24 protein-coding genes and 1 riboswitch are annotated in these 25908 nt (G+C 59.0%); of the genes, 10 read left to right on the top strand and 14 right to left on the bottom strand.

Annotation, left to right across the window (positions count from 1 at the left end; translation table 11 throughout):
* Window positions 1–81: 81 nt before the first annotated feature.
* Window positions 82–2400, bottom strand: coding sequence for a polysaccharide pyruvyl transferase family protein (locus Q0J75_RS08135; RefSeq protein WP_297199385.1), 2319 nt, complete (start codon window positions 2398–2400; stop codon window positions 82–84).
* 274 nt (window positions 2401–2674) lie between these two features.
* On the opposite strand from Q0J75_RS08135, the gene Q0J75_RS08130 reads away from it, so the two are divergent.
* From Q0J75_RS08130 to metK, 3 genes are all read left to right on the top strand, one after another.
* Window positions 2675–3640, top strand: a complete 966-nt coding sequence (locus tag Q0J75_RS08130; protein ID WP_297199382.1) for a radical SAM protein — start codon at window positions 2675–2677, stop codon at window positions 3638–3640.
* On the top strand, window positions 3637–4881 hold the full coding sequence (locus Q0J75_RS08125) for an adenosylhomocysteinase (RefSeq protein WP_297199378.1): 1245 nt from the start codon (window positions 3637–3639) through the stop codon (window positions 4879–4881). Before Q0J75_RS08130 ends, Q0J75_RS08125 begins: the two co-directional genes overlap by 4 nt.
* An 82-nt stretch (window positions 4882–4963) precedes the next feature.
* Window positions 4964–5057, top strand: a riboswitch (SAM riboswitch).
* 73 nt (window positions 5058–5130) lie between these two features.
* Window positions 5131–6312, top strand: coding sequence for a methionine adenosyltransferase (gene metK, locus Q0J75_RS08120; RefSeq protein ID WP_297199375.1), 1182 nt, complete (start codon window positions 5131–5133; stop codon window positions 6310–6312).
* A 69-nt stretch (window positions 6313–6381) separates the two neighbouring features.
* Here metK and Q0J75_RS08115 read toward each other — a convergent pair whose 3' ends face one another.
* The 3 genes from Q0J75_RS08115 to Q0J75_RS08105 form a co-directional block, all read right to left on the bottom strand.
* Entirely contained in the window at window positions 6382–7443 is a 1062-nt protein-coding gene (locus Q0J75_RS08115) for an SPFH domain-containing protein (protein WP_297199372.1), read from the bottom strand.
* Window positions 7444–7449: 6 nt separating this feature from the next.
* Window positions 7450–8637 (bottom strand): hypothetical protein, encoded by a 1188-nt coding sequence (locus Q0J75_RS08110; RefSeq protein ID WP_297199369.1) that lies wholly within the window; start codon window positions 8635–8637, stop codon window positions 7450–7452.
* 194 nt (window positions 8638–8831) lie between these two features.
* Window positions 8832–9605 carry a hypothetical protein gene (locus tag Q0J75_RS08105; protein ID WP_297199367.1) on the bottom strand — a complete coding sequence of 258 codons (774 nt, stop codon included), beginning with the start codon at window positions 9603–9605 and terminating at the stop codon, window positions 8832–8834.
* A 299-nt stretch (window positions 9606–9904) separates the two neighbouring features.
* Here Q0J75_RS08105 and Q0J75_RS08100 point away from each other — a divergent pair, with 299 nt between their 5' ends.
* The 6 genes from Q0J75_RS08100 to Q0J75_RS08075 all read left to right on the top strand — a co-directional run bounded on the left by Q0J75_RS08100 (window position 9905) and on the right by Q0J75_RS08075 (window position 13828).
* Complete coding sequence (locus Q0J75_RS08100; RefSeq protein WP_297199365.1) at window positions 9905–10942, top strand: FAD:protein FMN transferase; 1038 nt, start codon at window positions 9905–9907, stop codon at window positions 10940–10942.
* Window positions 10923–11324 (top strand): NusG domain II-containing protein, encoded by a 402-nt coding sequence (locus Q0J75_RS08095; RefSeq protein WP_297199363.1) that lies wholly within the window; start codon window positions 10923–10925, stop codon window positions 11322–11324. The genes Q0J75_RS08100 and Q0J75_RS08095 overlap by 20 nt, the downstream gene beginning before the upstream one ends.
* Window positions 11325–11372: 48 nt before the next feature.
* Window positions 11373–11882 (top strand): Gx transporter family protein, encoded by a 510-nt coding sequence (locus tag Q0J75_RS08090; protein WP_297199361.1) that lies wholly within the window; start codon window positions 11373–11375, stop codon window positions 11880–11882.
* 88 nt (window positions 11883–11970) lie between these two features.
* Window positions 11971–12366: a cytidine deaminase gene (gene cdd / locus Q0J75_RS08085; protein WP_297199358.1), complete on the top strand. Its 396-nt coding sequence runs from the start codon at window positions 11971–11973 to the stop codon at window positions 12364–12366.
* The gene (locus Q0J75_RS08080) at window positions 12366–13529 is read left to right on the top strand and encodes a DUF362 domain-containing protein (RefSeq protein WP_297199355.1); all 1164 of its coding nucleotides are present in this window, start codon (window positions 12366–12368) and stop codon (window positions 13527–13529) included. Before cdd ends, Q0J75_RS08080 begins: the two co-directional genes overlap by 1 nt.
* A gap of 89 nt (window positions 13530–13618) precedes the next feature.
* Window positions 13619–13828, top strand: a complete 210-nt coding sequence (locus Q0J75_RS08075; RefSeq protein WP_297199352.1) for a DUF378 domain-containing protein — start codon at window positions 13619–13621, stop codon at window positions 13826–13828.
* 63 nt (window positions 13829–13891) lie between these two features.
* Here Q0J75_RS08075 and Q0J75_RS08070 read toward each other — a convergent pair whose 3' ends face one another.
* The 6 genes from Q0J75_RS08070 to Q0J75_RS08045 all read right to left on the bottom strand — a co-directional run bounded on the left by Q0J75_RS08070 (window position 13892) and on the right by Q0J75_RS08045 (window position 20225).
* Entirely contained in the window at window positions 13892–15040 is a 1149-nt protein-coding gene (locus tag Q0J75_RS08070) for a S41 family peptidase (RefSeq protein WP_297199349.1), read from the bottom strand.
* An 89-nt stretch (window positions 15041–15129) separates the two neighbouring features.
* Window positions 15130–16392, bottom strand: coding sequence for a murein hydrolase activator EnvC family protein (locus tag Q0J75_RS08065; protein ID WP_297199346.1), 1263 nt, complete (start codon window positions 16390–16392; stop codon window positions 15130–15132).
* A 36-nt stretch (window positions 16393–16428) separates the two neighbouring features.
* Entirely contained in the window at window positions 16429–17319 is an 891-nt protein-coding gene (gene ftsX, locus Q0J75_RS08060) for a permease-like cell division protein FtsX (RefSeq protein ID WP_297199343.1), read from the bottom strand.
* A complete protein-coding gene (ftsE, locus tag Q0J75_RS08055; RefSeq protein ID WP_297199340.1) occupies window positions 17303–17995 on the bottom strand; it encodes a cell division ATP-binding protein FtsE in 693 nt (230 codons plus the stop codon). Before ftsE ends, ftsX begins: the two co-directional genes overlap by 17 nt.
* Before the next feature lie 89 nt (window positions 17996–18084).
* Window positions 18085–19176: a PucR family transcriptional regulator gene (locus tag Q0J75_RS08050; protein ID WP_297199337.1), complete on the bottom strand. Its 1092-nt coding sequence runs from the start codon at window positions 19174–19176 to the stop codon at window positions 18085–18087.
* Between the two features lie 335 nt (window positions 19177–19511).
* Entirely contained in the window at window positions 19512–20225 is a 714-nt protein-coding gene (locus Q0J75_RS08045; RefSeq protein ID WP_297199333.1) for a pseudouridine synthase, read from the bottom strand.
* Window positions 20226–20324: 99 nt separating this feature from the next.
* Between Q0J75_RS08045 and Q0J75_RS08040 the strand changes: the two genes are divergently transcribed.
* Window positions 20325–20798: a DUF4830 domain-containing protein gene (locus Q0J75_RS08040; RefSeq protein ID WP_297199330.1), complete on the top strand. Its 474-nt coding sequence runs from the start codon at window positions 20325–20327 to the stop codon at window positions 20796–20798.
* Between the two features lie 47 nt (window positions 20799–20845).
* Here the strand turns inward: Q0J75_RS08040 and Q0J75_RS08035 are convergent, their stop codons facing one another.
* The 4 genes from Q0J75_RS08035 to rpsG all read right to left on the bottom strand — a co-directional run bounded on the left by Q0J75_RS08035 (window position 20846) and on the right by rpsG (window position 25887).
* On the bottom strand, window positions 20846–21703 hold the full coding sequence (locus Q0J75_RS08035; protein ID WP_297199327.1) for a mechanosensitive ion channel family protein: 858 nt from the start codon (window positions 21701–21703) through the stop codon (window positions 20846–20848).
* 268 nt (window positions 21704–21971) lie between these two features.
* Window positions 21972–23174, bottom strand: coding sequence for an elongation factor Tu (gene tuf / locus Q0J75_RS08030; RefSeq protein WP_297199324.1), 1203 nt, complete (start codon window positions 23172–23174; stop codon window positions 21972–21974).
* 125 nt (window positions 23175–23299) lie between these two features.
* On the bottom strand, window positions 23300–25405 hold the full coding sequence (gene fusA, locus Q0J75_RS08025; RefSeq protein ID WP_297199322.1) for an elongation factor G: 2106 nt from the start codon (window positions 25403–25405) through the stop codon (window positions 23300–23302).
* 11 nt (window positions 25406–25416) lie between these two features.
* Window positions 25417–25887: a 30S ribosomal protein S7 gene (rpsG, locus tag Q0J75_RS08020; RefSeq protein WP_297199411.1), complete on the bottom strand. Its 471-nt coding sequence runs from the start codon at window positions 25885–25887 to the stop codon at window positions 25417–25419.
* Window positions 25888–25908: the final 21 nt, after the last annotated feature.

Below are 25908 nucleotides of genomic sequence, written 5' to 3'. Positions count from 1 at the left end.
GCATACCGTCCCAGTATCAATGTGCCCAGTGTAGCAGGGCCACAGAAAAAATTCCCAAACAAATTGTAAATTTTACATTCGTTATTTCAGGATCTTGCGGATCTTCTCCTTCATGCCCGGCGTCAGCACCTTGGCCGCCGCCCGGTAAGGCAGGGGCGGCGGGGTGAGATACCGGCGCTCCACCTGGTCAAAGGGCATGGCGGCAAAAGCAGAGAAGAAGGCCGCCCGTTTGGGATTGTGGGTCAGAGGATAGGCCAGCCGGGGATTGCCCGCCACCGCCTCGGCCACAGGCCGCTCCACCTGTCCCAGCTTGTCCGCCAGGGCGTCAAAGACCTTTTGCCCCTTGGCGCTGTTCACCAGGACCAGGGACACCCCCCGCTCCCGCTCGGTAGGCAGATTCAGCTTGGGGTCCAGCCCCCAGAAGTCTCCCAGGGTCAGATCCGCCGGGCGGCTGGTGCTGGTGTACCGGCACTTGCCGCACACCGGCCGCAGGAAGAGCTGCATCCCAAAGCCCCGGCCAAAGGTGGTTCGATGCAGGGGTGTGGTGGTAGTGCCGCCATCGGCAAACCGGACGGTCATATGGGAGTGGGACCAGCCGTGGGCTTTGTCCCGGAAGCGCAGTCCGGTCACCGGAGCCCCGTGTTCCGCCCCCAGCTTTTTCAGATAGGCCTGGAATACCGCCGGGGAGGGTACGCCGTTGCACACCAAGTCGCAGGTCAGCAGGTTATCATAGTCGTGGTCCAGGTAGTGCTTGAGGCCGTCCACCTGGCAGGCCAGACCGGTAAAGAGCACCTGCTTGCCCGCCTCCAGCTGTTCCTTTACCTGACGGAAGGTATCCCCCAGGTCGCTCTGCACATATTTGGAGCCTCGCATGGCCGCCAGCTCCTTGTCCGTGGCGGCGCTGGTGTGGCGCACCGCCATATAACCGTCAAAGGCCGCGCCAAATACCACACCTCCCTGGTCCAGCACATACCCGGCCAGCAGAGAGAACATACCGCCGGAGGAGCTGTCCGTCCGGACTGCTTCGCTTTTGTTCCACACGGCATGGGCACAATTGGGGTCCGGCCCTTTCACCGGCTGGGTCAGGGCAGGACAGACTTTTTCGCACTTGCGGCAGAGGATACAGCTCTCCCCCACCACCGGCCGCAGAAAACCCTCGTGGTCGGGTTTCATCTGGATGGCGTTTACCGGGCAGACCGAGGCGCAGGCAGTACAGCCAGTGCAGTCCTCCGCCTTGCACAGGTTGGGCTTGGGCACCTCCTGGGCCGCCCTCTCCTCTTCCGGCAGGGCCGTCCCCTCCACCGCTGCCTTCAGATAGGCCAGAGAGTCGGCCCGGGCGGCGTTCAGCCGCTCATAGACCTGGTCGTAGTCCATCTTGGCGTCAATGGGGGCGGTGCTGTCCAGGCCGATGATACGGTCGGCGCACCCCAGCCGGGACAGCAGGCTGTAGATTCGGGAGAAGGTGGGTTCCCGCCGCTCCTTGGGGGACATGGAGGTGAAGAAGGCCTTTTTGAACTGGAGGGAGAAGGCCGCCCCATGGAAGGAGTTGGTCACCACAGCGGCGGCGTGCTGGAACAGGCCCAAAAACTCCCGGGGGCCTGCGTCAAAGACGATCTCCTTGGCCCCGTCGATCTTCCGACGGGCCCCCGCCAGCTGCACAATGGGCCAGCCCGTCCGCTTGGACAAAGCCTGGGCATAGGGGGCCGCCTCGCCGGGATCGGAGACAAAATAGCACAGGATATAGGGCCCCTGATGTCTGGGCGGCCGGGCAAGCTTGCCCCAGTCCTCTCCGTTGAGCAGCAGGGTGGGGTCCAGCACCACCCGAGCCTGTCGGCCCGCCGCCTCACGCACCAGCACCTGGCCCCGCTTCTCCCGCACCGAGAGGGCGGAGAAGGGCTCCAGGAACCGCTTCAGCTCCGCCGCTTTGTCCTCGGGCAGCTGGGGTACTCCCAGGCTGGGGGCGTAGGAGATCCGCCGGCCCTCCCGGACAAAATCCAGCAGAAAGGCCGGGTCAAACTGCTTGTTCTGGAAGATATAGGGGTTCCAGATCTGGTCGCTGCCCGCCACGTATACGTCGTAGGCGGGGGGCGCCTCCCGCAGCTGGGCAAAGGCGGTATACCGCTGGGAGGATAGGCTCATTTCCTCCGCCACAAAAGCCTCAAACCGCTGGAACCGCCGCTGGAAAGCGGAGTAGTGGAGGGCGGTGTGGGCGTCGGAGGCCATATCACGCACGGCCCGGCTCTTTTTAAACAGCTGGTTGGTCCGTGTGGTATGGGGCAGGCGGTAATCAATGATCTGGCAGTCATGCCCCAGGCCCTGAATGGCCTTCATAGTGGCCAGGGCCTGGAGCTGGGCGCCATAGTGATGAGCAAAATGAAATGTAATGAGTCCGGTGCGCATAGGCTCACTCCTCGTTTTCAACTGTTCCCTTTGATTTGCTCTAGTATACCACAGGTCCGCCCCATTTGTATATCGCAAGATGGCCCCGCTTTTTGTCGCTTTGGATGGACGCCCCCGTTTTTTCTCCAAAATACCGACAGCTTTTTCTTTTTGTCTATGGCATTGCAGGATGAAAAACAGTATGATATGATTATCTTATTCTAAACTGGCCCTGTTCCATTTTGGTACAGGTTCGTTTTTTCTATATAGAGCTGTGAAAGGAGCGTATACATCCATGAGTATACCGGCCCGGCTCAAGGCTTTTGGCATCGCAAGGGCACTGGACTATCTGGATCGTGACCCGGACGCCAACCTCCCTAAGCTGATGGAGTGGCTGGACAGATTTGCAGGGGATCGTCTCCCATCCCCCTACCAGGAGCTGTTTCACAGGGCGATGACCGACCCGGACAACAACTGGCATCGGTTGATTCGCAGTATGTATACCGACATTGATACCAGAGTGCTGAAAAAGATCTTTGAAAATTTCATCATCCATGGCGGACTGTTGGAATGGCCGGCCAAAAAGCAATCCGGCGAGCTCAGCCAGGACAAGGCCCCCTGGTCGGTCATCATTGACCCCTCCTTTCCCTGTACGATGGACTGTACCGGCTGCGGCGCCTCTATCTTCGGTGTGCGCCCCTCCATGGAATTTGACAGTCTGGACGCGGCTCTGGAAGCCCGCAAGGCCAGAGGCTGCCACCTGTTCATTTTCAGCGCCGGTAACCCCCTGGCCCCCCAAGAGGAGATCATCGCCTTGTGCAACAAACATACCGACTGTGTGTTTGCCGCCTTTACCCCGCCAAACGCCATCACCCCTTCCCTGTGTCAGGATCTGCTGCGGGTGGGCAACCTGTTCCCCGCCATTCAGGTGGACGTGGACCCGCTGGATGCCCAGCGGGCATCCGATCTGCTGAAAACGGAAAAGCTTCCCTTTGGAGTGGCCTGCCGTTGTACGGCAGATAATGCAGAACGGGTCGCCACCGAGGAGTATTATGACCGCATCACCGCCAGCGGCGCCAAGTTCTGTTGGTTCTTCACCTGTCCCGCCTATGGCGGAGCGTCAGCGCCTTCGGCTGAGCAGCTGCTGGATCTCCACCGGCGAATCCAGGCCTTCCGCAAAACCAAGCCCCTGCTTACTTTAGATTTTTGGGACGGACCCAGCCTTTCCGCTGTGGTCCCCCAAGGAGGTTTATTAAAATGAGTATTGTAAAAGATTCCTCTCTGGCCCCTTCCGGCCGCCGAAAGATCAGCTGGGTGCGGGACTTCATGCCCGCTCTGGGCGGCATTGAGGCTCGCTTTGAAAAGGAGCAGCCCTTTGCCGGTCTGCGGGTGGCGGTATCCGTCCATCTGGAGGCCAAGACCGCCAACCTGGGCTATGTACTGTCCAGAGGCGGCGCCGAAGTGCGGCTCACCGGCTCCAATCCCCTGTCCACCCAGGACGACGTAGCCGCCGGGCTAGCCGATCTGGGGGTGGAGACCTTCGGTATCCACGGCGCCTCCGCCGAGGAGTACGAGAGCCACCTCATCGAGACCCTGAAGTTCAAGCCCCACCTGATCGTGGATGACGGCGGCGATTTGGTCCACCTGCTGGGTGGGAAGTGTGCCGATTTGGGGGAAAACCTTATCGGCGGCTGCGAGGAGACCACCACCGGCATCCTGCGCCTCAAGGCCCGGGAGCGGGAGGGGATTCTGCCCTGCCCCATGATGGCTGTCAATGACGCCAAGGCCAAGCACTACTATGACAACAAGTACGGCACCGGCCAGAGCGTGTGGGACGCCATCATGCACACGGCCAATCTGGTGGTGGCGGGCAAGACCGTGGTAGTGGCCGGATACGGCTGGTGCGGCAAGGGCGTTGCCATGCGGGCCGCCGGTATGGGCGCCAATGTGATCGTCACCGAGATCGACCCCTTCAAGGCCCTGGACGCCACCATGAACGGCTTCCGGGTCATGCCCATGGACAAAGCCGCCCAATACGGTGACATCTTCGTCACTGTCACCGGCTGCAAGGACGTTATTACGCCCCGCCACTTTGATGTGATGAAGCACAATGCCATTCTCACCAACGCTGGACACTTCGACTGTGAGGTGGACGTGGCCGGGCTCGCCGAAATGGCGGTCAAGCGGGAGATGCGTCGGGACAATATCGAGGGCTTTACCCTGCCCGACGGCCGCACCCTGAATGTGATCGGCGAGGGCCGGCTGGTGAACCTGGCCGCCGGCAACGGTCACCCCGCCGAGATCATGGATATGTCCTTTGCCGTCCAGGCTCTGGCTCTGGAGTGGCTGACCAAGCACAAAGACAGTCTGGAGAAAAAGGTGTATCAGGTCCCCGCCGAGATTGACGACGAGATCGGCCGGGTGAAGCTGGCCGCCATGGGACTGGAGATCGACGAGCTGACTCCTGAGCAGGAGGCTTATCTCAACGGCTGGAAGGCGTAACCGCTCCATTTATACAAAGCTTTGATTTTGTCTATTGAAAAAGTGGGAAAATGTCGATAGAATACCCACAGTCAATTGAATAGCCTTATCGAGAGCGGTGGAGGGAACGGCCCGATGAAACCCGGCAACCTGCAATGCAAGGTGCCAAATCCGGCGAGGAAATCGAAAGATGAGGATGGAAGAGCCCAACGCGCTCCGCCGTCCGGCGGAGCGTGTTTTTGCTCAAATCAGAAAGGAAGGTAATTACCAATGGCAAACCGTCTGTTTACCTCGGAGTCTGTCACCGAGGGTCACCCCGACAAAGTATGCGACCAGATCTCTGATGCCGTCTTGGACGACATTCTGGCTGCCGACCCCACCGCCCATGTGGCCTGTGAGACCTTCACCACCACTGGTATCGTCACCGTTATGGGTGAGATCACCACCAGCCACTACACCGACATCCCCTCCATCGTCCGCCGCACGGTACAGCGCATCGGCTACACCGATCCCGCCTACGGCTTTGATTACCGCTCCTGCGCGGTGATGACCGCCATCGACGAGCAGTCCCCCGACATCGCTATGGGCGTCAATCAGTCCTTTGAGCATCAGGAGGGCGGCACCGATGCCGCCGACCTGATCGGCGCCGGCGACCAGGGCATGATGTTCGGCTACGCCTGCGACGAGACTCCCGAGCTGATGCCCGCCCCCATCTCCATGGCTCACAAGCTCTCCCGGCAGCTCACCGACGTGCGCAAGGCTGGTAAGCTGAAGTGGCTCCGCCCCGACGGCAAGAGCCAGGTCACCGTGGAGTATGATGACAACGGCCAGGTCCTCTCCTGCCCCGCCATCGTGGTTTCCACCCAGCACGACCCCGACATTGCTCTGAAGGACCTGCGGGAGGCCGTGGTGGAGGAGATCATTAAGCCCATCATTCCCGCCCAGTACATCACCAAGGACACCAAGTTCTATGTCAACCCCACCGGCCGCTTTGTGGTAGGCGGTCCTGTAGGCGATACTGGTCTCACCGGCCGCAAGATCATCGTGGATACCTATGGCGGTTCCGCCGCTCACGGCGGCGGCTGCTTCTCCGGCAAGGACCCCACCAAGGTGGACCGCTCTGCCGCCTATATGGCCCGCTACATCGCCAAGAATCTGGTGGCCGCCGGTCTGTGCCGCAAGTGCCAGATCGAGCTGGCCTACGCCATCGGCGTGGCCCATCCTGTGTCCGTGCTGGTGGATACCTATGGCACCGGCGTGCTCTCCGAGGAGAAGCTGTCCGACATCGTGAACCAGTGCTTTGATATGCGTCCGGCCAAGATTATTGAGAAGCTGGACCTGCGCCGTCCCATCTACGAGCAGACCGCCGCTTACGGTCATTTCGGCCGCACCGACATCGACCTGCCCTGGGAGCACACCGACATGGTGGAGCAGCTGAAGAGTTTCCTGTAAGCCTCTGTTTCTTCTATACCGACAAAAAATGGCTCTGTCTTATGACAGAGCCATTTTTCTATTCCCGTGTTATACCGTTTGCGTTCCGCAGTCAGGACAGAACTTTCCAGCCACCATCTTGCGGCAGGTGGGACAGAACCGGTCACCGGCAGGCTGCGCGGCCTGAGGCTGGCCCATGGGCTTGCCGCACTGGGGGCAGAACTTCACCACTGTAGGGCTGGTATAGCCGCAGGCAGCACAGACACAGGCGGCTTGCTGAGGCTGAGGGGCGGTCTGCTGCCCCATCATGCCCATCATCTGCCCTGCCATCTGCATCCCCATGGTCATGCCCATCCCTGCGGCTGCCGCCGAACCGGCGCTGCCGGGGGTGGACATACTGTCCGCCATGCTGACAGCGGTATATTTCCCCATATCCGTGATAAAGGACTGGGCCGCTATCTTCTCCGCCATTTTCTGCACTTCAGGGGGATAGTTGAAGGCCAGAATATTGACGTCGGCCACCCCCAGGCCAAACTCACTCAGCTCCTTGTCCAGCTCCACCTGAATGGCCTTGCCCAGTTTCCGGCTGTTCTGTTGAAGGCCGATCAGGGCGTTCAGCCCCATCTGACGCTCCCCGCCCAGGATGGCCTCCGCCACCACAGGGTTGAGCTCTCCCATGATCCGATCGGCTACATCCTCCAGGGAATAGGTCTCTTTTACGCCCGCCACTTTGTTAATGAAGGTCTGGTAATCCCGGAATTCAATGATGAGGTTACCGTTACAGCCCACCGGAATACCTGTAGGCACTTCCGGCGTGGGGATCATGATCCGCTGGCGGGTGCCCCAGGGCAGGGTCAGCTCCTTGGCGTTGACAAAGTAGACCTCAGCCCGCATACCGGTGTCTCCCCGCAGAGAGAACCATCCCTGAAGGGTGGAGAAAAAGGGCACAATATCGGTGTAGATATCAAAATTGCCCGGATTTTCAAAGACGGCGCCCACCATGCCGTCGGAGTAGAAAATAGCCTTTTGACCGGGGCGGAGGATCAGCCGGGAACCCCGCTTGATCTCCTTGGCCGGCCATTTGTAAAACAAAACGTCGTCCCGAAATTCTTCCCATTCAATGGTATCTTTTCCCTGACCAAACCATGCCATGGCTGTTCATCCTTTCTCTGTCTCAAGTACCTGGTCCCATTCCTGCCAGGGCGATGGCTCCTGACACATGACGGCATAGGACTGGGTGCGGCTTTCTTCCTGTACAGGGTCGGGCTCACTGACGCCGCTCAGCAGGATCACTGCGGCGATCACCGCCGCTACGCCTACAGCTACCGCCGCCGCGATCTTGGGCACACTGTAGGGCCGCTGTCCCCCTACCTTGCCGCTTTCGCCGTTGATGATGTACATATACTGTTTCCCATTGTAGGCAAAGGCAGAGGTCCAGGCTGGCAAAAGCACGTGCTTATAGGTGATTTTGTGGTAGTGGATATCCACATTGCTGACCCGGGCCCGGTCAAATCCCCGCCGGAGGATGTCGCTCTCCGCCTCACTGGTCTGATCTGCCCGGATCTGGTCCTTGGCGGTCTCCACTGCCTGGGTAGCGGGGATGGCGTAGTGCTCCGCCAAAAAACCGGACAGATAGCTGCTGGAAAAGGGGATGGTGTTGTCACAGGTGTTGTAGGGCAGGACCTTTTCCACCACCTGGCTGGCAGTGTTCAAGGTGGCGCACACCTGTAAATCGTCATAGCTGCCCCCTACTGTGCCGCTGACCGGCCGCCAGCGCACTTCGGTGTGGGTATGTCCATCATCATCCCGCTCGGTATGGGTCCGGCCACCCTCCCCCCGATAGGTGCTGGTGACCTCCGCGTCAAAGGTCCAGAAAGGCAGATAGATCCCCTGGAGCTTGCCCCCCTGATAGGCCCGCTTCAGCCGGTTGGGGGCAAACCAGCGGCTTTTGACCCACTTGGAGAAATTCTGCTGGGCGGTCTCCCGGTCAATGCGAAAGGGGATCACCCCGTCCGGCGGGACCCCTGCCTCCTGCCGGCTCTCCAGCAGATGGGTCGAGCCGCACATGGGACACACCGTAGCGGTACAGTTCTCATCTACCGCGATCTGAGCGCCGCAGGTGCCGCAGGCAATGATGGTGTTATCCGGAAAGGAAACCCGTTTGCCCTCCCGCTGGACATATCCGTCAAAGTCATGCTCTTCCACCCGTTCCACCGTGGTTTTGGCCTCATAGGGCGTGCGGCAGGAGGAGCACTCCAGCTGCTGTTTGGCGATGTTCCATTTGATGGTGCCGCCGCAGTTGGCGCACACCTGCCGGTCTACTTTTTCCTGATGTTCTGCGTTCATACTGTCCCTTCTTTCACTTCAAGGGGCTTTTTGTTCCAACCGGTCTGATACAGACGCCGGTATGTTTTGTATTATACTCTGTACAAACGGGTTCTTGCAACTCTTTCCAAAAAACGACTTTTCCGTCTGAAAAATGAAAAGGGTGTGTTGCGGCTTGTACCGCGACACACCCTTTGGGTTTCATACAAACAAAATCACATCAGCCGGACCGTGTGGTACACAGCCAGAATCAGCAGCCATGCCACCAGCACACCGTACAGCAGAGCCAGACCGCCCAGCACCATGGCCGCGATTACGATGGCGGCTACCAGCACGCAGGTCACATAGAGGAGGATATAGTTGGCGTTGCCAGCCAGCATCTCCACCGTTTTCCCCTTGATGGTCATCTGACCCTTGTGAGACTGGAGATACCGGAAGAAGACAGCCGCCGCCAGCAGAATCACCGCCAGCCCTACCAGATAACCATAGCCGGTCAGAGGCATGGAGGATGCCTCAGGCGCGATGCGCACGCCCACAAGGCCCAGCGCGCCCAGTACCGCCGCGAAGAAGAACTCCCGCTGATACAGGTAGTAGATCAGGGCGAGCACAGCCACCCCGGGAACCGCCGCGCAGAGGAAGTTGATGGCCTTGTCGTAGTAGAGGTAAATCAGCACCACACACACAGCCAAAGCCAGCATGATCTTGGTCAGCACGCCGGGCAAACCATAGGGCTTGCCGCTCTTCCAGGCCATCAGCGTCCAAATCAATAAAAGCACAAAGCAGATGGGCAGCACAATGGCCAACACCTGGAACATACCCAGGAGGGCCACAGCCACCCCAGCCTGTTCACCAGTATAATTCACATAGAACTTGTTCACCAGAAGGAGCAGCGCTTCCAAAACAACAGCACCCAAAATCCACCAAAGGACCTTGGTCAGAACAATATCTTCCTCCCGTGCGCGCTGCGCGTTCTGTTCTTTCTTGTTCATGTATCCATCTCCTGTAGCTGAGTGCCCGCCGCGGCTTGGCAAGCAATTCAGAATATCAATCTATTGTAGTGTACCAGAAATCCTCGCACTTTGCAAGTGTAGATTCCCTTTTCTCTTTTCAATTTGTGAAAACTGTGTTAAAATGAAATCTGTTTGACGGTAGGTACTCAGTGTTCTCACCTGAAATATCATGTTATTCTTGCAAAATATATCCTTTTTCGCCTCCATTTTTCCTTTGTGTTGTACTTTTCGCACGTCAAAAAACGTCCTGTTACGAGATCCGTAGAATGGAGTCTGCCATGAAGCGTTTTCTTCCCTTTTTCCTCTGTCTTTTGCTTCTTTCGGGATGCGCCGCTCTCTCCGGAGAGGCGGAACCCGCCCAGGTACAGTTCTTTTCCATGGATACCGTCATGTCCATCCGGGTCTATGATGGCGGCGGTGAGGACGCCATTCAGGCTGCCCGCCAGGAGGTGGAACGGCTGGACAAGCTGCTCTCCCGCACCACCACGGACAGCGAGATCTCCGCTCTTAACAGCCATGCCGGGGACGGCACCCTGGTTTCCATGGAGCCGGAGGTCATCCAGCTGCTGGCCTTCGCCCAGTCGATTTCCCAGCTGCTGCCCGGGGACTTTGATATCACCATCGCCCCGGTGATGGACGCCTGGGGCTTCACCACCGAGGAGCAGCATGTCCCCTCCGATGCCTCACTCTCCGCCGCTATGGCCCTTGTAGACAGCAGCCTGCTCACTGTGGACGAGGAGGCCTCCGCCGCCCGGCTGGAACAGGCGGGAATGGAGGTGGATCTGGGCGCCGTGGCCAAAGGCTTCGCCGCCAGCCGGGCCGAGGCCGTCCTTCGGGAGCACGATGTCACCTCCGCCCTTGTGGACCTGGGGGGAAACATCACCGCCATCGGCGGCAAGCTGGACGGTTCCCCCTGGCAGGTGGCGGTGAAAGATCCCCAGAACACCTCAGAGGCTCTGTGCGTCCTTTCTTTGAGCGATCAGACCGCCTCCACCTCTGGTGGCTATGAGCGTTATTTTGAGCAAAATGGCGTGATTTATCACCACATCATCGACCCCAAGACCGGCTATCCTGCGCAAAGCGGTCTGCTGTCGGTAACGGTGGTTTCTTCCAACCAAATGCTGGCCGACGCCCTCTCCACCGCCCTGTTTGTGGCCGGCGAGGAGGACGCTCTGGCCTTCTGGCGGAGCCGGGACGACTTTGAGCTGGTGCTGTGTACGGAAGATAACCGGGTTATCGTCACCGAAGGTTTGGAGGCGGGCTATCGCCCTGCCGGGGAGGAACGGGGGTATACGTATGAGATCGCCCGCCGCTGAGCGCCGCCGCCCCACGGTGTGGGATGGACTGGTGGTGCTGGCGGTGGTGCTCTTGGCCGGGGTGCTGGTATTTCTGCTCCGTCCGTCAGAGGGCTCCGCCGTCACCGCCGTGGTCACTTTGGACGGAGCGGTGGTGGCTCAATACCGGCTGGACCAGTTGGAGGAACCAGCCACCCTCACGTTGCAGGAGGCGTCCTATCCCCTGACCATCCAGGCTGAGCAGGGCCGTATCTGCATCGCCCACAGCGACTGCCCCAGCCAGGACTGTGTCCGCACCGGCTGGATCAGCCGCCCGGGCCAACAGATCATCTGCCTGCCCAACCGGCTGATCATTTCCCTATCAGGCGCAGAGACTGATGGCTTTGACGCTGTAACCGGCTGAAAAGTTCCCCTTCTTTTCTAAACATTTTTCCAGAAAGGAGGTCTTGCTGTGTCGGTGTCCCTGCGGCGGCTCACCCGCTCGGCGGTGCTCACCGCCCTGGCCCTGGCCCTTTCGGTGGCGGAGGGACTGGTGCCGCTGACCATTCTCTTTCCCCTGCCCGGCCTGCGGCTGGGCCTGGCCAATCTGGTCACAGTATACGCCCTGTGCCGCCTGTCCGGTCGGGAGGCGCTGCTGATCCTGGTGGCCCGCTGCCTGCTGGGTGCTCTGCTAGGTGGAAATCTGATGGCCCTGGCCTTTTCCCTTACCGGCGGCCTGCTGGCTCTGGGGGGCATGGCCCTTCTGCTGCGGCTGCCCGGGCTGTCCCTGTTCGGGGTATCCATCGCCGGGGCCGCCGCCCACAATACCGGCCAGATCCTGGCCGCCATGGCAGTGCTGGGGACCTCGGCCCCTCTGGTCTACCTGCCCCCCCTGCTGCTGTGCTCTCTGGTCACCGGCGCGGTCACCGGCGGGGTCTCCATTCTGCTGGTCCACCGGGTCCCCTTCTCCGGCAGGATATGAACGGGGAGTTGTCACCTGAAAAAAAAGGTGGTAGAATGAGAATCCACACGCATTCTACCACCCTTTTATTTTGATTGGAGGGATTTCCATGACTGACCAAGACCTGGTGGAACTGGCCTTCACCATGCTGGAGCGTTCCTATGTCCCCTATTCTCACTTCCCGGTGGGCGCCGCCCTGCTCTGCGGGGACGGCATGGTGTTTACCGGCTGCAATGTGGAAAACGCCGCCTACGGCTCCACCATCTGCGCTGAGCGCACCGCACTGGTCAAGGCGGTAAGCGAGGGCCACCGTGACGACTTTGTCTGTCTGGCTGTGGTGGGCAATTCTACCGACTACTGCTGGCCCTGCGGCTCCTGCCGGCAGATGCTCTACGAATTTGCCCCCGATCTCACCGTACTGGTGGCCCGAAAGGATCGGCAGTTCATCCGTCTCCCCCTCCATGAACTGCTCCCCCATGGATTCGGGCCCAAATCCCTGGACTGATGGGATACCAGGTTTTTGCCGTCCCCTGCGCCGATTACGCCGGGGCGGAGGCCGCTTTGCGGGAGGCGGTAGGACGTATGGGTGGCATGGAGCGCTTTGTCCGCCCGGGGGAGCGGATTCTGCTCAAGGCCAATCTGCTGCGGCCTGCGCCGCCGGAGACGGCCATCTGTACCCACCCGGCGGTGGTGGAGGCCATTGCCAAGCTGGTGGCGGAGGCCGGAGGGACCGCTCTCATCACCGACAGCCCTGGCGGCTATGTGCAAAAGGAGTCTGTCCTGCGCAATCTTTACGAGAAAACCGGCATGGCACAGGCCGCCCAAAACAGCGGTGCGGAGCTGTGCATGGACCCTTCCGCCCGGCTGGTGGACCTGCCCCAGGGCCGTGTGCTCCGTCAGGCGGAGATCATCGCCCCGGTGCTGGACTCCGACGGCATTTTTGATTTGTGTAAAATGAAAACCCATGTCTTTATGGGTATGACCGGGGCGGTAAAGAACAGCTTTGGCATCATCCCCGGTCTGACCAAGGTAGGCTTTCATGGCTCCCACCCTAGCCAGGCCCAGTTTGCCCAGGTCCTGCTGGACCTGATCGGCTTTATGGCGCCCCGGCTGTGCGTGATGGACGGAATCCTGGCCATGGAGGGAGAGGGCCCCGGCTCTTCCGGCACACCCCGTCCGGTAGGACTGCTGCTGCTGTCGGACAATCCCCTGGCGTTGGATGTGATCGCCGGGGAGATCATGGGCCTTCCCAGAGAGCGTAACCCTCTGCTGCTGGCCGCCCAGGAGCGGGGGCTTGCCCCCACCCGGCCGGAGGAAGTGGAGCTGATCGGCCCGCCCCTAGACCAGCTGCGCATTTCGGATTATCAATTTCCGGCTAATGTGCGGAGCAATCTGATGGAGTTTTTAGGACCTCTCACCGGGGCGGCGGGGCGGCTGTGCAAAAGCCTGCTGTCCCAGACCCCCAAGATCCAGGAAGATCTGTGTGTAGGCTGTGCCATCTGCAAAAACGCCTGTCCCGGCAAGGCCATCACTATGACAGGCTCCGGCGGCAAGGCCAAAGTCCATCCCCGCTCCTGTATCCGCTGCTACTGCTGTCATGAGCTCTGTCCCCAGAAAGCGGTGGAACTCAAGCGTGGCTGGCTGGGCAAGCTGCTCAGCGGCGGCTGAGCCCTTACTTTTGATTCATTTTTGTATATTGCGCGTAAAAGAGGATATGCTATGTGCGGTATCTCAATTTGGAGGAGGCAGCATATCCTATGATCCTGGACAAAATTGCCCTGACTCTTGCCATCATCGGCGGACTGAACTGGGGCAGCATCGGACTTTTTCAGTTTGACCTGGTGGCCTTTCTGTTCGGCGGACAGGCCAGTGCCTTCAGCCGCGTTGTCTATACCCTGGTGGGTGTGGCAGCTCTCTGGTGTATCACGCTGCTTTTCCGCGACCTGCGGGACAGAGACCACACCTAAGACTGAGCAACAGGGCCTGCTGCAAGTGTTTTGCAGCAGGCCCTGTTCTATTTTCATATATACTCAATCCTGAGCTTCTGTCTTGTTTCCTGTCAAAAGCTCCAGAGCGGCCTCCAGCTGGGCATCCCCCTCCCCGGTGAGATAGACCTCCTTGTCCAGGGTCAGACCGGTGCCGATCAGGGAGGTACCGCTGCCGGTAAAGTAAGCCCCGGTGGAAATGGCCATGGCGCTGCCGTCAGGCAGCTGGAAGGTCTGCTGGGAATAGCCCTTGCCGCTGGTGGGCTCTCCCACGATGACCGCCACTCCCTGCTCCTGGAGCTCGGCGGCAAAAAACTCAGCGGCGGAATAGGTATCGGCGTTGACCAGCACCGCCATGGGCAGGTCCACACAGGAGGCATCCGACTGGGTAATCTCCTCATTGCCCGCCCGGTCCCGGCTGATAAAGATGGGGCCCTCCGGCAGCAAAAAGTCCAGCATGTCGGTGAGCTGGCTCAGATAGCCGCCGCCGTTGTTGCGCATATCAAAGACCAGGGCGGTCGCCCCCTCCTCCTGGAGCCGGGTAACCTCCTCCTTCAGCCGGTCGGCACTGTGGTCGTAGAAGTTGGCCAGGCCCACATAGCCCACATTCCCCTCCAGCATCTGGGCGGTCACCGGGTCGGTCTCCAACCGGGTACGGGTCAGCTCCACAGTCCGGGTCTGTCCGTCAGCGCTCCGGACCTCCAGGGTAACGGTGGTACCCTCCTCTCCCTGAATGCGTTCGGCTCCCTCATAGCGGGCCTCTCCCGCCAGAGAAAACCCGTCCACGGCAGTAATCAGCTCCCCGGCCTGAAGGCCGGCCGCCTCAGCCGGTCCACCGGCGGTCACCTCTATGATTTGGAGTCCTTCCTCCGACTCGTAGTTGACGGTCACGCCCACACCCACATACTGATTGGTGCGGCGCTGGTTCTGGGCTTCGTACTCCTCCTCTGTCAGGTAGTAGCTCCAACGGTCGCCCAGACCTTCCACCATACCTTCCAGGGCGGCGTCCACCACCTGGCCCTCGTCATACTCCCCCACAAATTTCTCATTGATGAGGCTCAGCCCTTCCAGCAGGGAAAGCCCCTCCTTCCCTACCGTCTGGTATAGGATGCCCAGCACTGCCGCCGCCGTCAAAAGCACCGTTACCGGCAGCAGAATCAACAGATGGATCAGGGAAAACCGTTTTGTTCGCACGCAGATCATTTCCTTTCTGAAGGGAATATAAAAACAAGGGAGGAGGGGTCACCCCCTCCTCCCTTGTTTCTGATGTAATGATACCCTATTTACCAGGGGGCAGTCAAATTCAGGCTGGGATATTTGCTCTCCGGGTCCACCCGGGTATAGTTATCCCGCACCTCAAAGTGCAGATGGTTGCCGGTGGAACTGCCGGTGGTACCCACATAACCAATGACCTGCCCCTGGGTCACCATCTGGCCCTCGCTCACCGCCCGGGAGCGCATGTGGGCATAGAGGGTGGAGTTGCCATTGCCATGGTCAATGACCACATAGTTACCATAGGAGTAGTGGTAGGCAGATGTGACCACCTGGCCGCTCTTGGCCGCCAGAATGGAAGTGCCACCCGATGCGGGGATATCAATACCGGTATGGCTGTGGGCCACGCCGGTGATGGGGTGGATGCGATAGCCAAACTGAGAGGACAGCCGGTAATAGCCGGGCAGGGGCCACAGATAGCCGGTCTCCGAGGAGATCACAATGTTCTGCTGCTTGCGCTGTTCCTCCAGCTGCTTCTGCTTCTTGGCGATCTCCGCCTGGATATCAGCGGCGGCGGCGCTCTCCTCGTCCAGCTGCCGGTTGACCTCTTCAATGTTGGCGTTGATCTGATCCAGCAGCTTCTGGGCCTCCGCCACCTTGGCCTGCTGCTCCGCCTTCTTGGCCTCCTGCTGTTCCTTGGCGGCCTGCTCCTCCGCCCGGGCGCTCTCCAACTCAGCCTGGAGCCGCTCCAGCTCCTGCCGGGTGGCGATGAGCTGATCCATGACCGCGTTATCATAGTCCATGACCGCATCCACATCAGCGATACGGTCCAGCAGGTCGGAAAAGTTTTCGGCGTTGAAGAGGATGGACCAGTAGGATACGGTGCCCTCCTCCTCCATCAGACGCACTCGCTGGCAGAAGAGCTCATACTGCTCCTGCTCCCGGGCCTCCGCCTCCTTGCGCTCTTCCTCCTTCTGGGCGATCTCGCCGTCATAATAGGCGATCTGAGCGTCAATGTTCTTGATCTCGGCGTTGATGGCGTTGAGCTGCTGGGTGAGCAGCTCCCGCTTTTGCTGGGCGGCCTGCTGATCCGCCTCCACATCGGCCAGCTGCTCCTTCAGCTCCTGCTGCTTGGCCTGACTTTCCTGCTGCTCCTTCTTCAGCGCGTCGATCTCACTCTGGGTCACAGCGCTGGCGTTGCCCGCGATCATACTGAAGATGGGCAGTAGCATCAAAAGCGCCAGAACCACCGCCAATACGCCCACCACAATCCGGCGGGAATCCCATCTGCGGACATTGGTTTTCTGATTTGAATTCTTGCTGTTTTTTGCCACGATTCTTTCTCCTTTTCCGGGATGCCTCATGCATCATTACACCTGCAGGAATTTACGAATGGCCAGCACAGAGCCCACCACGCCGATGACCAGACCGGTGACCAGGAAGGCCGCCAATACCCACAGGGCCATGGGCTGGAAGGGCAGGATCTGAATGAGCTGGATGGTATCGGAGGTGCTGATGGCCTGACTTACCAGGGCATACACACCCCACTGGAGGAAAAAGCCCACAATAGCGCCGGTGAGGCCCAGGATCATACCCTCAAACACAAAGGGCCATCTGACAAAGGCATTGGTGGCGCCGCACATCTTCATGATGGCGATCTCCTCCCGCCGGTTGAAGGTGGCCAGCTTGATGGTGTTGGAGATGATGAACAGACTGACCAACAGCAGGATGGCCACCAGGATCACAGCCACCGCGCTGGCGATGTTGCGGATGACGGTAAATCCCTCGGCGATCTCGGGAGCCGACTTGGTGGAGGCCACCCCGTCCACCTGCTTCACCGCATCCTCTGTCTGGGTCAGAAGGCTGATATCGTCCAGATAGATGTGAAACCGGTCCCGGTAGACGCTGGAGGGCAGTCCCTCAAACAGCGGGTTTCCGTCATAGTCGGCCTCAAACTCCGTCTGGGCCTGTTCCTTGCTCTCAAACTCCGCCCGGGCTACATTGGGCACCGCCTCAATGTCATCCTGAAGGGCCCGGGCCTCCTCCTGGGTAAGCGCTTCATCTATGTATGCCGTAAACTGGTTTTCCTGCTCTAAGTCGCTGAACATATTCTCCGCGTTCACCGCCACCAGAGAAAAGGAACCCATAATGAGCAGACAGCACACAATCATGCACACTGCTGCAAAGGACATAAATCCGTGGGTAAAAATGCTGTGAAATCCCTCGGAAAACAGATAGCCAAAACTATATCGTTGTCTCATTGTTATAATACCCGCCTGTCTCGTCGCTGATGATTCTGCCGTTTTCAATGGCCACCACCCGCTTGGAGAAGCGGTCGACCAGTTCCCGTTCGTGGGTGACCACCAGTACGGTGGTGCCCAGCTCATTGATGCGCTCCAACAGCATCATGATCTCCAGAGAGCGCATGGGGTCCAGATTGCCGGTGGGCTCGTCGGCGATGATCATCTGTGGATTGTTGACCAGGGCGCGGGCAATCGCCACGCGCTGCTGCTCACCGCCGGAGAGCTCGTCAGGGCGCTGATTCCCTTTGTTCAGCAATCCCACCAGATCCAGCACATAGGCCACCCGCTTGCGGATCTCTTTGGGGGAAGCACCCACCGCCTGCATGGCAAAAACCAGATTCTCCTTCACGGTTTTTTTCTCGATCAGGCGGAAATCCTGAAAGATGACCCCCAGGGTACGCCGCATGTGGGGCACCTGACGGGGCGTAATGTTATTCAGATTGTAGCCGTTGACCATCAGCCGCCCTCCGGTGGGGGCGATCTCAGCAGTAATCAGCTTCAGAATGGTAGACTTACCCGAGCCGGACGGTCCCACCAGAAAGACGAACTCGCCGTCGTCAATGCGCAGATTGACCCCTTTCAGGGCCTTGGTCCCGTTATCATAGGACTTTTGAATGTCGATCAGACGTATCACGCTGTATACCTCTTTTTATGGATTGGGGACAAACTCACGTGCCGCAGAAGACATCAGGGGCGATGTCCTCTGCGGCTCGCAGTCTGGGTTCAGTTATCGATGCCCCGGGAGATCAGATACTTTTTGACCATCAGCGCCACCTTGAAGGTGATGGCGTCGTCAAACTCCCGCAGATCCAGACCGGTCAGCTTCTTGATCTTCTCCAGCCGGTACACCAAAGTATTGCGGTGGACAAAGAGTTTCCGGGCGGTCTCGGACACGTTCAGGTTGTTTTCAAAGAATTTGTTGATGGTGAATAGGGTCTCCTGGTCCAGAGCGTCGATGGGGTTCTTCTTAAAGACCTCCTGGAGGAACATCTCACACAGGGTAGTGGGCAGCTGATAGATCAGCCGTCCAATGCCCAGGTTCTCATAGTTGATGATGCTCTTTTCGGTATCGAACACCCGGCCCACGTCGATGGCGATGCCGGCCTCCTTGTAGGCCCGGGCCAGCTCCCGGATGTGGCCCACGATGGTGCCGATACCGATGACCACCCGGATATGGAGCTCCTCGGTGATCTTATCCTCGATCTGTTTGGCGATCTTGTGCAGATCCCGAATCTCCGCCCCCTCGCTGAGCTGCTTGATGAGGGCAACGTCGGTCTCGCTGATGGAGAGGACAAAATCCACCTGATTATCGGGGAAGAGCGCGTGGACCACGTCGATCAGGGCGGGGTCGGTGGTCTCCACCTGCCGGATCAGGAAAACCGCCCGGGGCGCCTCAGAGACAAAATGGAGCTCCTTGGCCCGGACATAGATATCCCCCAGCAGAATGTTGTCCGAGATGATGTTCTTGACAAAGGTAGCCTTATCGTGCTTCTCCTCATAATAGGTCTTGGCGCCGTTGAGCGCCACTGTGGCCATCGAGCACACCATGTTGGCCTCGGCATCCTCGCCCTTGGCAAAGACGGCGTAGTCAAACTGGGAACCCCAGCCGGCCAGCGCCTTAAAAGTACGCCCTTCAAAGCGCACGGTGTCTCCTTCGCCCCGGTTGACCGCCTCAACCGCACCGGGCCAGTGCTCCCCGATACAGCTGAGCTCATTACAGGCCACAACCGTACCCTCAGAATCGATGACACCAATGGCCCGTTCTGTGCTGTCTTTCATCTGCAAGACAACGCTCTGAAAAATTCTGCTGGACATGGTCGTATGCCTCCTTATATTCATCCCTGGCTCAGGATCTCTGCCTCTCATTCAAATAACACACACAAGGGCGTTCCAACTCCGCCCGATCTGGATAGACGCGGGATTTCTTCCTTAAAATCCCGCTTTGTTGTCGTAATCAACCGGGTCCTGCCCGTCAAATTTGAGACAAAACAGGCCCTGTTTCCGCCAGAAAACGGCTCCGGCAGACAAGTTCATTCAACAGCCACTATTATACCGGTTTTTTTTGCTCTTTTCAATAGCTTTTTTAAAGTTTTTTGGTGATATTGACTAAAAAGGGGTGGCGTACAGACCAAGGGCCTCCCGGCATCCGCTCAAAGTCCTGCAACAGTACGCAGCGCGGCCAATTCTTCCCCGGTCAGCGGCCGCCACTCCCCTCGCTTCAGAGCTGGGTCCAGGGACAGTGGCCCCATGGTCAGACGCTTGAGGTAACGTACCGGTTTGCCACGGCTGGCCAGCATCCGCTTGATCTGATGGTACTTTCCCTCCCGCAGGGTAACGATAGCGGTATCCGCTTCCTCCAGCAGCTCCAGCCCGGCGGGCATACACACCAGGCCGTCCCCCAGAGTCATTCCTGTGGAAAATGCCGCCGTGTCAGCGGTGTCCAGCGCCCCCTCCACCCGGACAAAGTAGGTCTTGTCCACATGGCGGCGGGGAGAGAGCAGCCGGTGAGCCATCTCCCCGTCGTTGGTGAGCAGCAATAGGCCCTCAGTGTCCTTGTCCAGCCGCCCCGCCGGAAAGAGTCCCACCCGCTTCAGATGCTCCGGCAGCAGCTCCAGCACTGTGGGCTGCCGGGGGTCTTCCGTGGCGGACACCAGCCCGGCGGGCTTGTGGAGCATCAGATAGACCAGCCGCTCCCCGGAAACCGGCATACCGTCTATCAAAAACTGAGCGGCCGGGTCCCACTTCTCCTCAGGAGACGCGGCAACGGCTCCGTTTACCGTCACCCGGCCCGCCCGCACCAGCTCCCTCGCCTCTTTCCGGGACCAGCGGCCGGTATTGGCTAAAATCTTATCCAGACGTTCCACTGACAGACCTCCTTGTCCGTTTCCCCATTTCCCGGCATAAGCTGCCTGCCGGATACATACCCTTTTTATACCAGCATTTTGGGAAAGGGGCGTTGCGCTGTGTTTATCATTACCGCCAGGGTCCGAAAAGGGCCGATTCTGGCTGTGGCCGCCGCCGCGGCGGTTGTATGCGGGATCCTGCTGGCTGCGGCAGGTCTGGGGGGGCAGGATACGGCGGTCTCCGGCGTGGTCAGCCCCACCGGGATCAAGACCAACGAGGACCGTGTGGCCTATCTGGAAAGCTACGGCTGGCAGGTCTCCCAGGAGCCCACGGCGGTGGAAGAGCTGCTGATCCCGGAAACCTTTGATGAGAGCTATACCCAGTACCTGGATCTTCAAACCGCTCAGGGCTTTGATCTGACCGACTACCAGGGCAAGCGGGTCAAGCGCTATACCTATGCCATCAACAACTATCCCACTGGTGAAACCGGCATCCAGGCCGGTTTGTTGATCTACAAGAATACAGTGATTGGCGGAGATGTGCTGTCTCCTCAACTGGGAGGCTTTATCCATGGGCTGACCATGCCCGGCTGACAGAATGTGCGGCGCTCCCTAGGGCGCCGCACATATCATCTCCCCTATTATGCTTGTTTCTCCGGTGGGATCAGGTGGACGTTTAAATGATTGTACGGGATCTCGATGCCCCGTTCGTCAAAGGCTTTTTTCACCTGCTCCAGCAAGTCATAGTAAAGGTCCCAATAGTCCGCCGTGGCACACCAGACCCGGATACTGTATTCAATACTGCTGTCCTTATAGGCGGATACCCGCACAAAAGGCTTTGGGGTAAAGAGCGCCTTGGGATGGGCGCTGATCACCCCTTTGATGGCGGCGAGCACCTGCTCAGCGGGGGCGTCATAGGAGGCATCAAACTTCAGATCCACCCGGCGCTGCTCGGCGGTGGTGTAATTGATGATCTTTTCTGACGAAATCTGTCCATTAGGTACGGAAATCACTTTATTGTCAATGGTATTCAGCTTGGTATAGGCCAGTCCCACCTCTTTCACCGTACCGCTGACGCCGCCGGCCTCCACAAAATCCCCCGCCTTAAAGGGCTTGGATACCAATACCTGAATACCGCCGGCCAGATTGGAAAGGGTCCCCTGGATGGCCAGAGATACCGCCAGACCGATGACTCCCAGCACTGCCACCAGACTGGTCATGGGCACGCCCACATAGTCCAGTACAATGCAGACCGTAATGAGCCACAGGATCACCCGCAGCGCAGCGTGGAGAAAGGTGTGGAGACTTTTCTCCACTTCCAGCTTGCGGAAAGCCCGGTCGGTTACTTTCAAAATGATCTTCATAGCCACCATACAGCCCGCAAAAAGCAGTATGATGGTGATGATTTTTTGCAGGTTCAGGTCGCTGAAAAAGCCGGTCACCGTCTGGATGGTCTCCTCGGCCTCCTCCGGCGATATACTGGTCAAATTTGTAAGCATAGCTTTCTTCCTTTCTACGGCTGCGGCTATTTTATCATAGCTTTCCGTCCTGGACAAGCCCCACTCTTTTCTCCGACCTTAAAGGCAGGCAGCCATAGATTATGGCGGGCCCCTCCTAACAAAAAGAGAGCCAGCCTCTTGGCTGGCTCTCTTCTGACAGGAGTAGATTACTCCTCAATATCAATAACAACGCTTTTCCTTCGAACGGACACCCTCCTACGCAAAGAAGACCTGCCTTACGGCAGGTCTTCTTTGCAAAAGGAGTTAATTACTCCTCGATCTCGATAACAACGCCGGAACCCACGGTACGGCCACCCTCACGGATAGCGAAACGCAGGCCCTTCTCGATGGCGATGGGGGTGATCAGCTCCACCTTCATGTCGACGTTATCGCCGGGCATGCACATCTCAGTGCCCTCGGGCAGAGTGATGACGCCGGTCACGTCGGTGGTACGGAAGTAGAACTGAGGACGATAGTTGTTGAAGAAGGGGGTGTGACGGCCGCCCTCGTCCTTGCTCAGGACGTACACCTGGCCCACGAACTTGGTGTGGGGGTGAATGGAGCCGGGCTTACACAGAACCTGGCCACGCTCGATGTCGGTCTTGGCAATGCCGCGCAGCAGGGTGCCGATGTTGTCGCCAGCCTCAGCGTAGTCCAGCAGCTTGCGGAACATCTCGATGCCGGTGACGACGGTCTTCTTCTTCTCGTCGGTCAGGCCAACGATCTCGACTTCCTCGTTCATCTTGATGACGCCGCGCTCCACACGACCGGTAGCAACGGTGCCGCGGCCGGTGATGGTGAAGACGTCCTCAACGGGCATCAGGAAGGGCTGGTCAGCCTTACGCTCGGGAGTGGGGATATAGGAGTCGACAGCGTCCATCAGCTCCTTGATGCAGGCGAAGTCGGGATCGTCGGGATTGCCGGACTCGCAGGTCAGAGCGTTCAAAGCGGAGCCCTTGATGATGGGAATATCGTCGCCGGGGAACTCATAGTTAGACAGGGTTTCGCGGACCTCCATCTCAACCAGCTCCAGCAGCTCCTCATCGTCCACCTGATCGCACTTGTTCAGGAAGACCACGATGGCGGGCACGCCCACCTGACGGGCCAGCAGGATGTGCTCCTTGGTCTGAGCCATGGGGCCGTCGGTGGCGGCGATAACCAGGATAGCGCCGTCCATCTGGGCAGCACCGGTGATCATGTTCTTGATATAGTCGGCGTGGCCCGGGCAGTCAACGTGGGCATAGTGACGGGCATCGGTCTCGTACTCCACGTGGGCAGTGTTGATGGTGATGCCGCGCTCGCGCTCCTCAGGAGCCTTATCGATGCTGGAGTAGTCCTCGTACTGAGCCTGACCCTTCAGAGCCAGATACTTGGTGATAGCAGCAGTCAGAGTGGTCTTGCCGTGGTCAACGTGGCCGATGGTGCCGATGTTGACATGGGGCTTGGTACGCTCAAATTTAGCCTTAGCCATTTTAAGTGTCCTCCTTAATGATTCAAATTAAGATGGGGTTATTTCCACATAAATGCGAAAATATTGTATAGCATTGCAGAATAAAATGCAATACCTTTGTTGCGGGAATTATGACGCAAGAAAAATCAGTCTTCCTTGCGGCCGCGCTCGGCAATGATCTTCTCGGCAATGCTCTTGGGGATCTCCACATAGCTGTGGGGCTCCATGGAGTACTGACCGCGGCCCTGAGTAGAGGAACGCAGGTCGGTAGCATAGCCGAACATGCTGGCCAAAGGCACCAGAGCGTCCACCTGAGTGGCGCCGGGGCGGCTCTCCTGGCCCTGGATCATACCGCGGCGGCTGGTCAGATCGCCGATAACGTTGCCCAGATACTCGTCGGGCACGATGACGGAAACCTTCATGACGGGCTCCAGCAGAACGGCGTCGGCCTTGCGGCAGGCCTCCTTGAAGGCCATGGAGCCGGCAATCTTAAACGCCATTTCGGAGGAGTCAACCTCGTGATAGGAGCCGAAGGTCAGGTGGACCTTCACGTCCACCACGGGATAACCGGCCAGGATACCCGCCTGCATGGCGCCCTGGATACCGGCGTCGACCGCGGGGATATACTCCTTGGGGATGACGCCGCCGGTGATCTCGTTGAGGAACTCATAGCCCTTGCCGGGCTCGTTGGGCTCCACAGTGATGCGGACATGGCCGTACTGGCCCTTACCGCCGGACTGACGGGCATACTTGGTATCCTGCTCGACAGACTTCTTGATGGTCTCCTTATAGGCGACCTGGGGTGCGCCCACGTTGGCCTCCACCTTGAACTCGCGGAGCAGACGGTCCACGATGATCTCCAGGTGGAGCTCGCCCATACCGGCGATGATGGTCTGACCAGTCTCCTCGTCGGTGTAGGTCTTGAAGGTGGGGTCCTCCTCGGCCAGCTTCACCAGAGCCAGGCCCATCTTCTCCTGACCGGCCTTGGTCTTGGGCTCGATGGCCACCCGGATCACGGGGTCGGGGAACTCCATGGACTCCAGAATGATGGGAGCCTTCTCGTCGCACAGGGTATCGCCGGTGGTGGTGTTCTTCAGACCCACGGCGGCGGCGATATCGCCGGAGAAGACCTCCTCGATGTCCTCACGGTGGTTGGCGTGCATCTGAAGGATGCGGCCCATACGCTCCTTCTGGTTCTTGGTGCTGTTGAGCACGGAAGAGCCGGTGGTGAGCTTACCGGAGTACACACGGAAGAAGGACAGACGGCCCACGTAGGGGTCGGTCATGATCTTAAAGGCCAGAGCGGAGAAGGGAGCGTTGTCGTCGGCGGGACGCTCGTCTTCCTCGTCGGTCTCGGGATTGGTGCCCTTGATGGCGGGGATGTCCAGAGGAGAGGGCATGAAATCCACAATGGCGTCCAGCAGCTTCTGTACGCCCTTGTTGCGGTAAGAGGTGCCGCAGGTCACGGGAACCAGCAGGTTCTCGATGGTGCCCTTACGCAGGGCACGGCGCAGCATATCCTCGGGGATGGGTTTCTCCTCCAGAGCAAGCTCCATGATCTCGTCGTCGATGTCGGCGCAGGCGTCCACCAGCTTGGTGCGGTACTCCTGAGCCAGCTCCATCATGTCGGCGGGGATCTCCTCCACCCGCATGTCCTTGCCCAGCTCATCGTAGTAGATGTCGGCGTCCATCTCCACCAGGTCGATGATGCCCTTGAAGGTATCCTCGGAGCCGATGGGGAGCTGGATGGGCACGGCATTACACTTCAGGCGGTCGTGGATCATGTTGAGCACGTTGTAGAAGTCAGCGCCCATGATGTCCATCTTATTGACGTAGATCATGCGGGGGACCTTGTAGTGGTCGGCCTGACGCCACACGGTCTCGGACTGAGGCTCAACGCCGCCCTTGGCGCACATAACGGTCACAGAGCCGTCCAGCACGCGCAGGGAGCGCTCCACCTCTACGGTGAAGTCCACGTGGCCCGGGGTGTCGATGATGTTGATACGGGTCTGGGGGAACTGCTGCTTGGAGCCAGTCCAGTAGCAGGTGGTGGCGGCGGAGGTGATGGTGATGCCGCGCTCCTGCTCCTGCGCCATCCAGTCCATGGTGGCAGTACCATCATGGGTCTCACCGATCTTGTAGTTAACGCCGGTGTAATAGAGGATGCGCTCGGTAGTGGTAGTCTTACCGGCATCGATGTGGGCCATGATGCCGATGTTTCTGGTATTCTCTAAGGTAACTTTCCTAGGCATACTCTAACTCCTTACCAGCGATAGTGAGCGAACGCCTTGTTGGACTCGGCCATCTTGTGGGTGTCCTCACGCTTCTTGACCGCGGAGCCAAGGTTGTTGGAGGCATCCATGATCTCACCGGCCAGCCGCTCCTTCATGGTCTTTTCGCTGCGGTTGCGGGAGTAAGTGGTGAGCCACCGCAGACCCAGGGTCTGCCGGCGCTCGGGCCGAACCTCGATGGGCACCTGATAGGTGGCGCCGCCCACACGGCGGGCCTTAACCTCCAGGGACGGCATGATGTTCTCCAGAGCGGTGGTGAACACGTCCAGGGGGTCCTTGTCGGTCTTTTCCTTGATGATGTCGAAAGCTCCGTAGACCACCTTCTGGGCCACGCCCTTCTTACCGTCCAGCATGATGCTGTTGACCAGCTTGGTCACCAGGACGGAATTGTAGATAGGATCGGGCAGAACCTCCCGCTTGGGTACGTTTCCTCTTCTGGGCACTTTGCTTCCCTCCTTCATAGT

This window comes from uncultured Flavonifractor sp., assembly GCF_944385615.1.
Lineage (GTDB): Bacteria > Bacillota > Clostridia > Oscillospirales > Oscillospiraceae > Flavonifractor.
The sequence above is the reverse complement of the archived record's forward strand: the minus strand, read 5'-3'. Positions and strand labels throughout refer to the sequence as shown.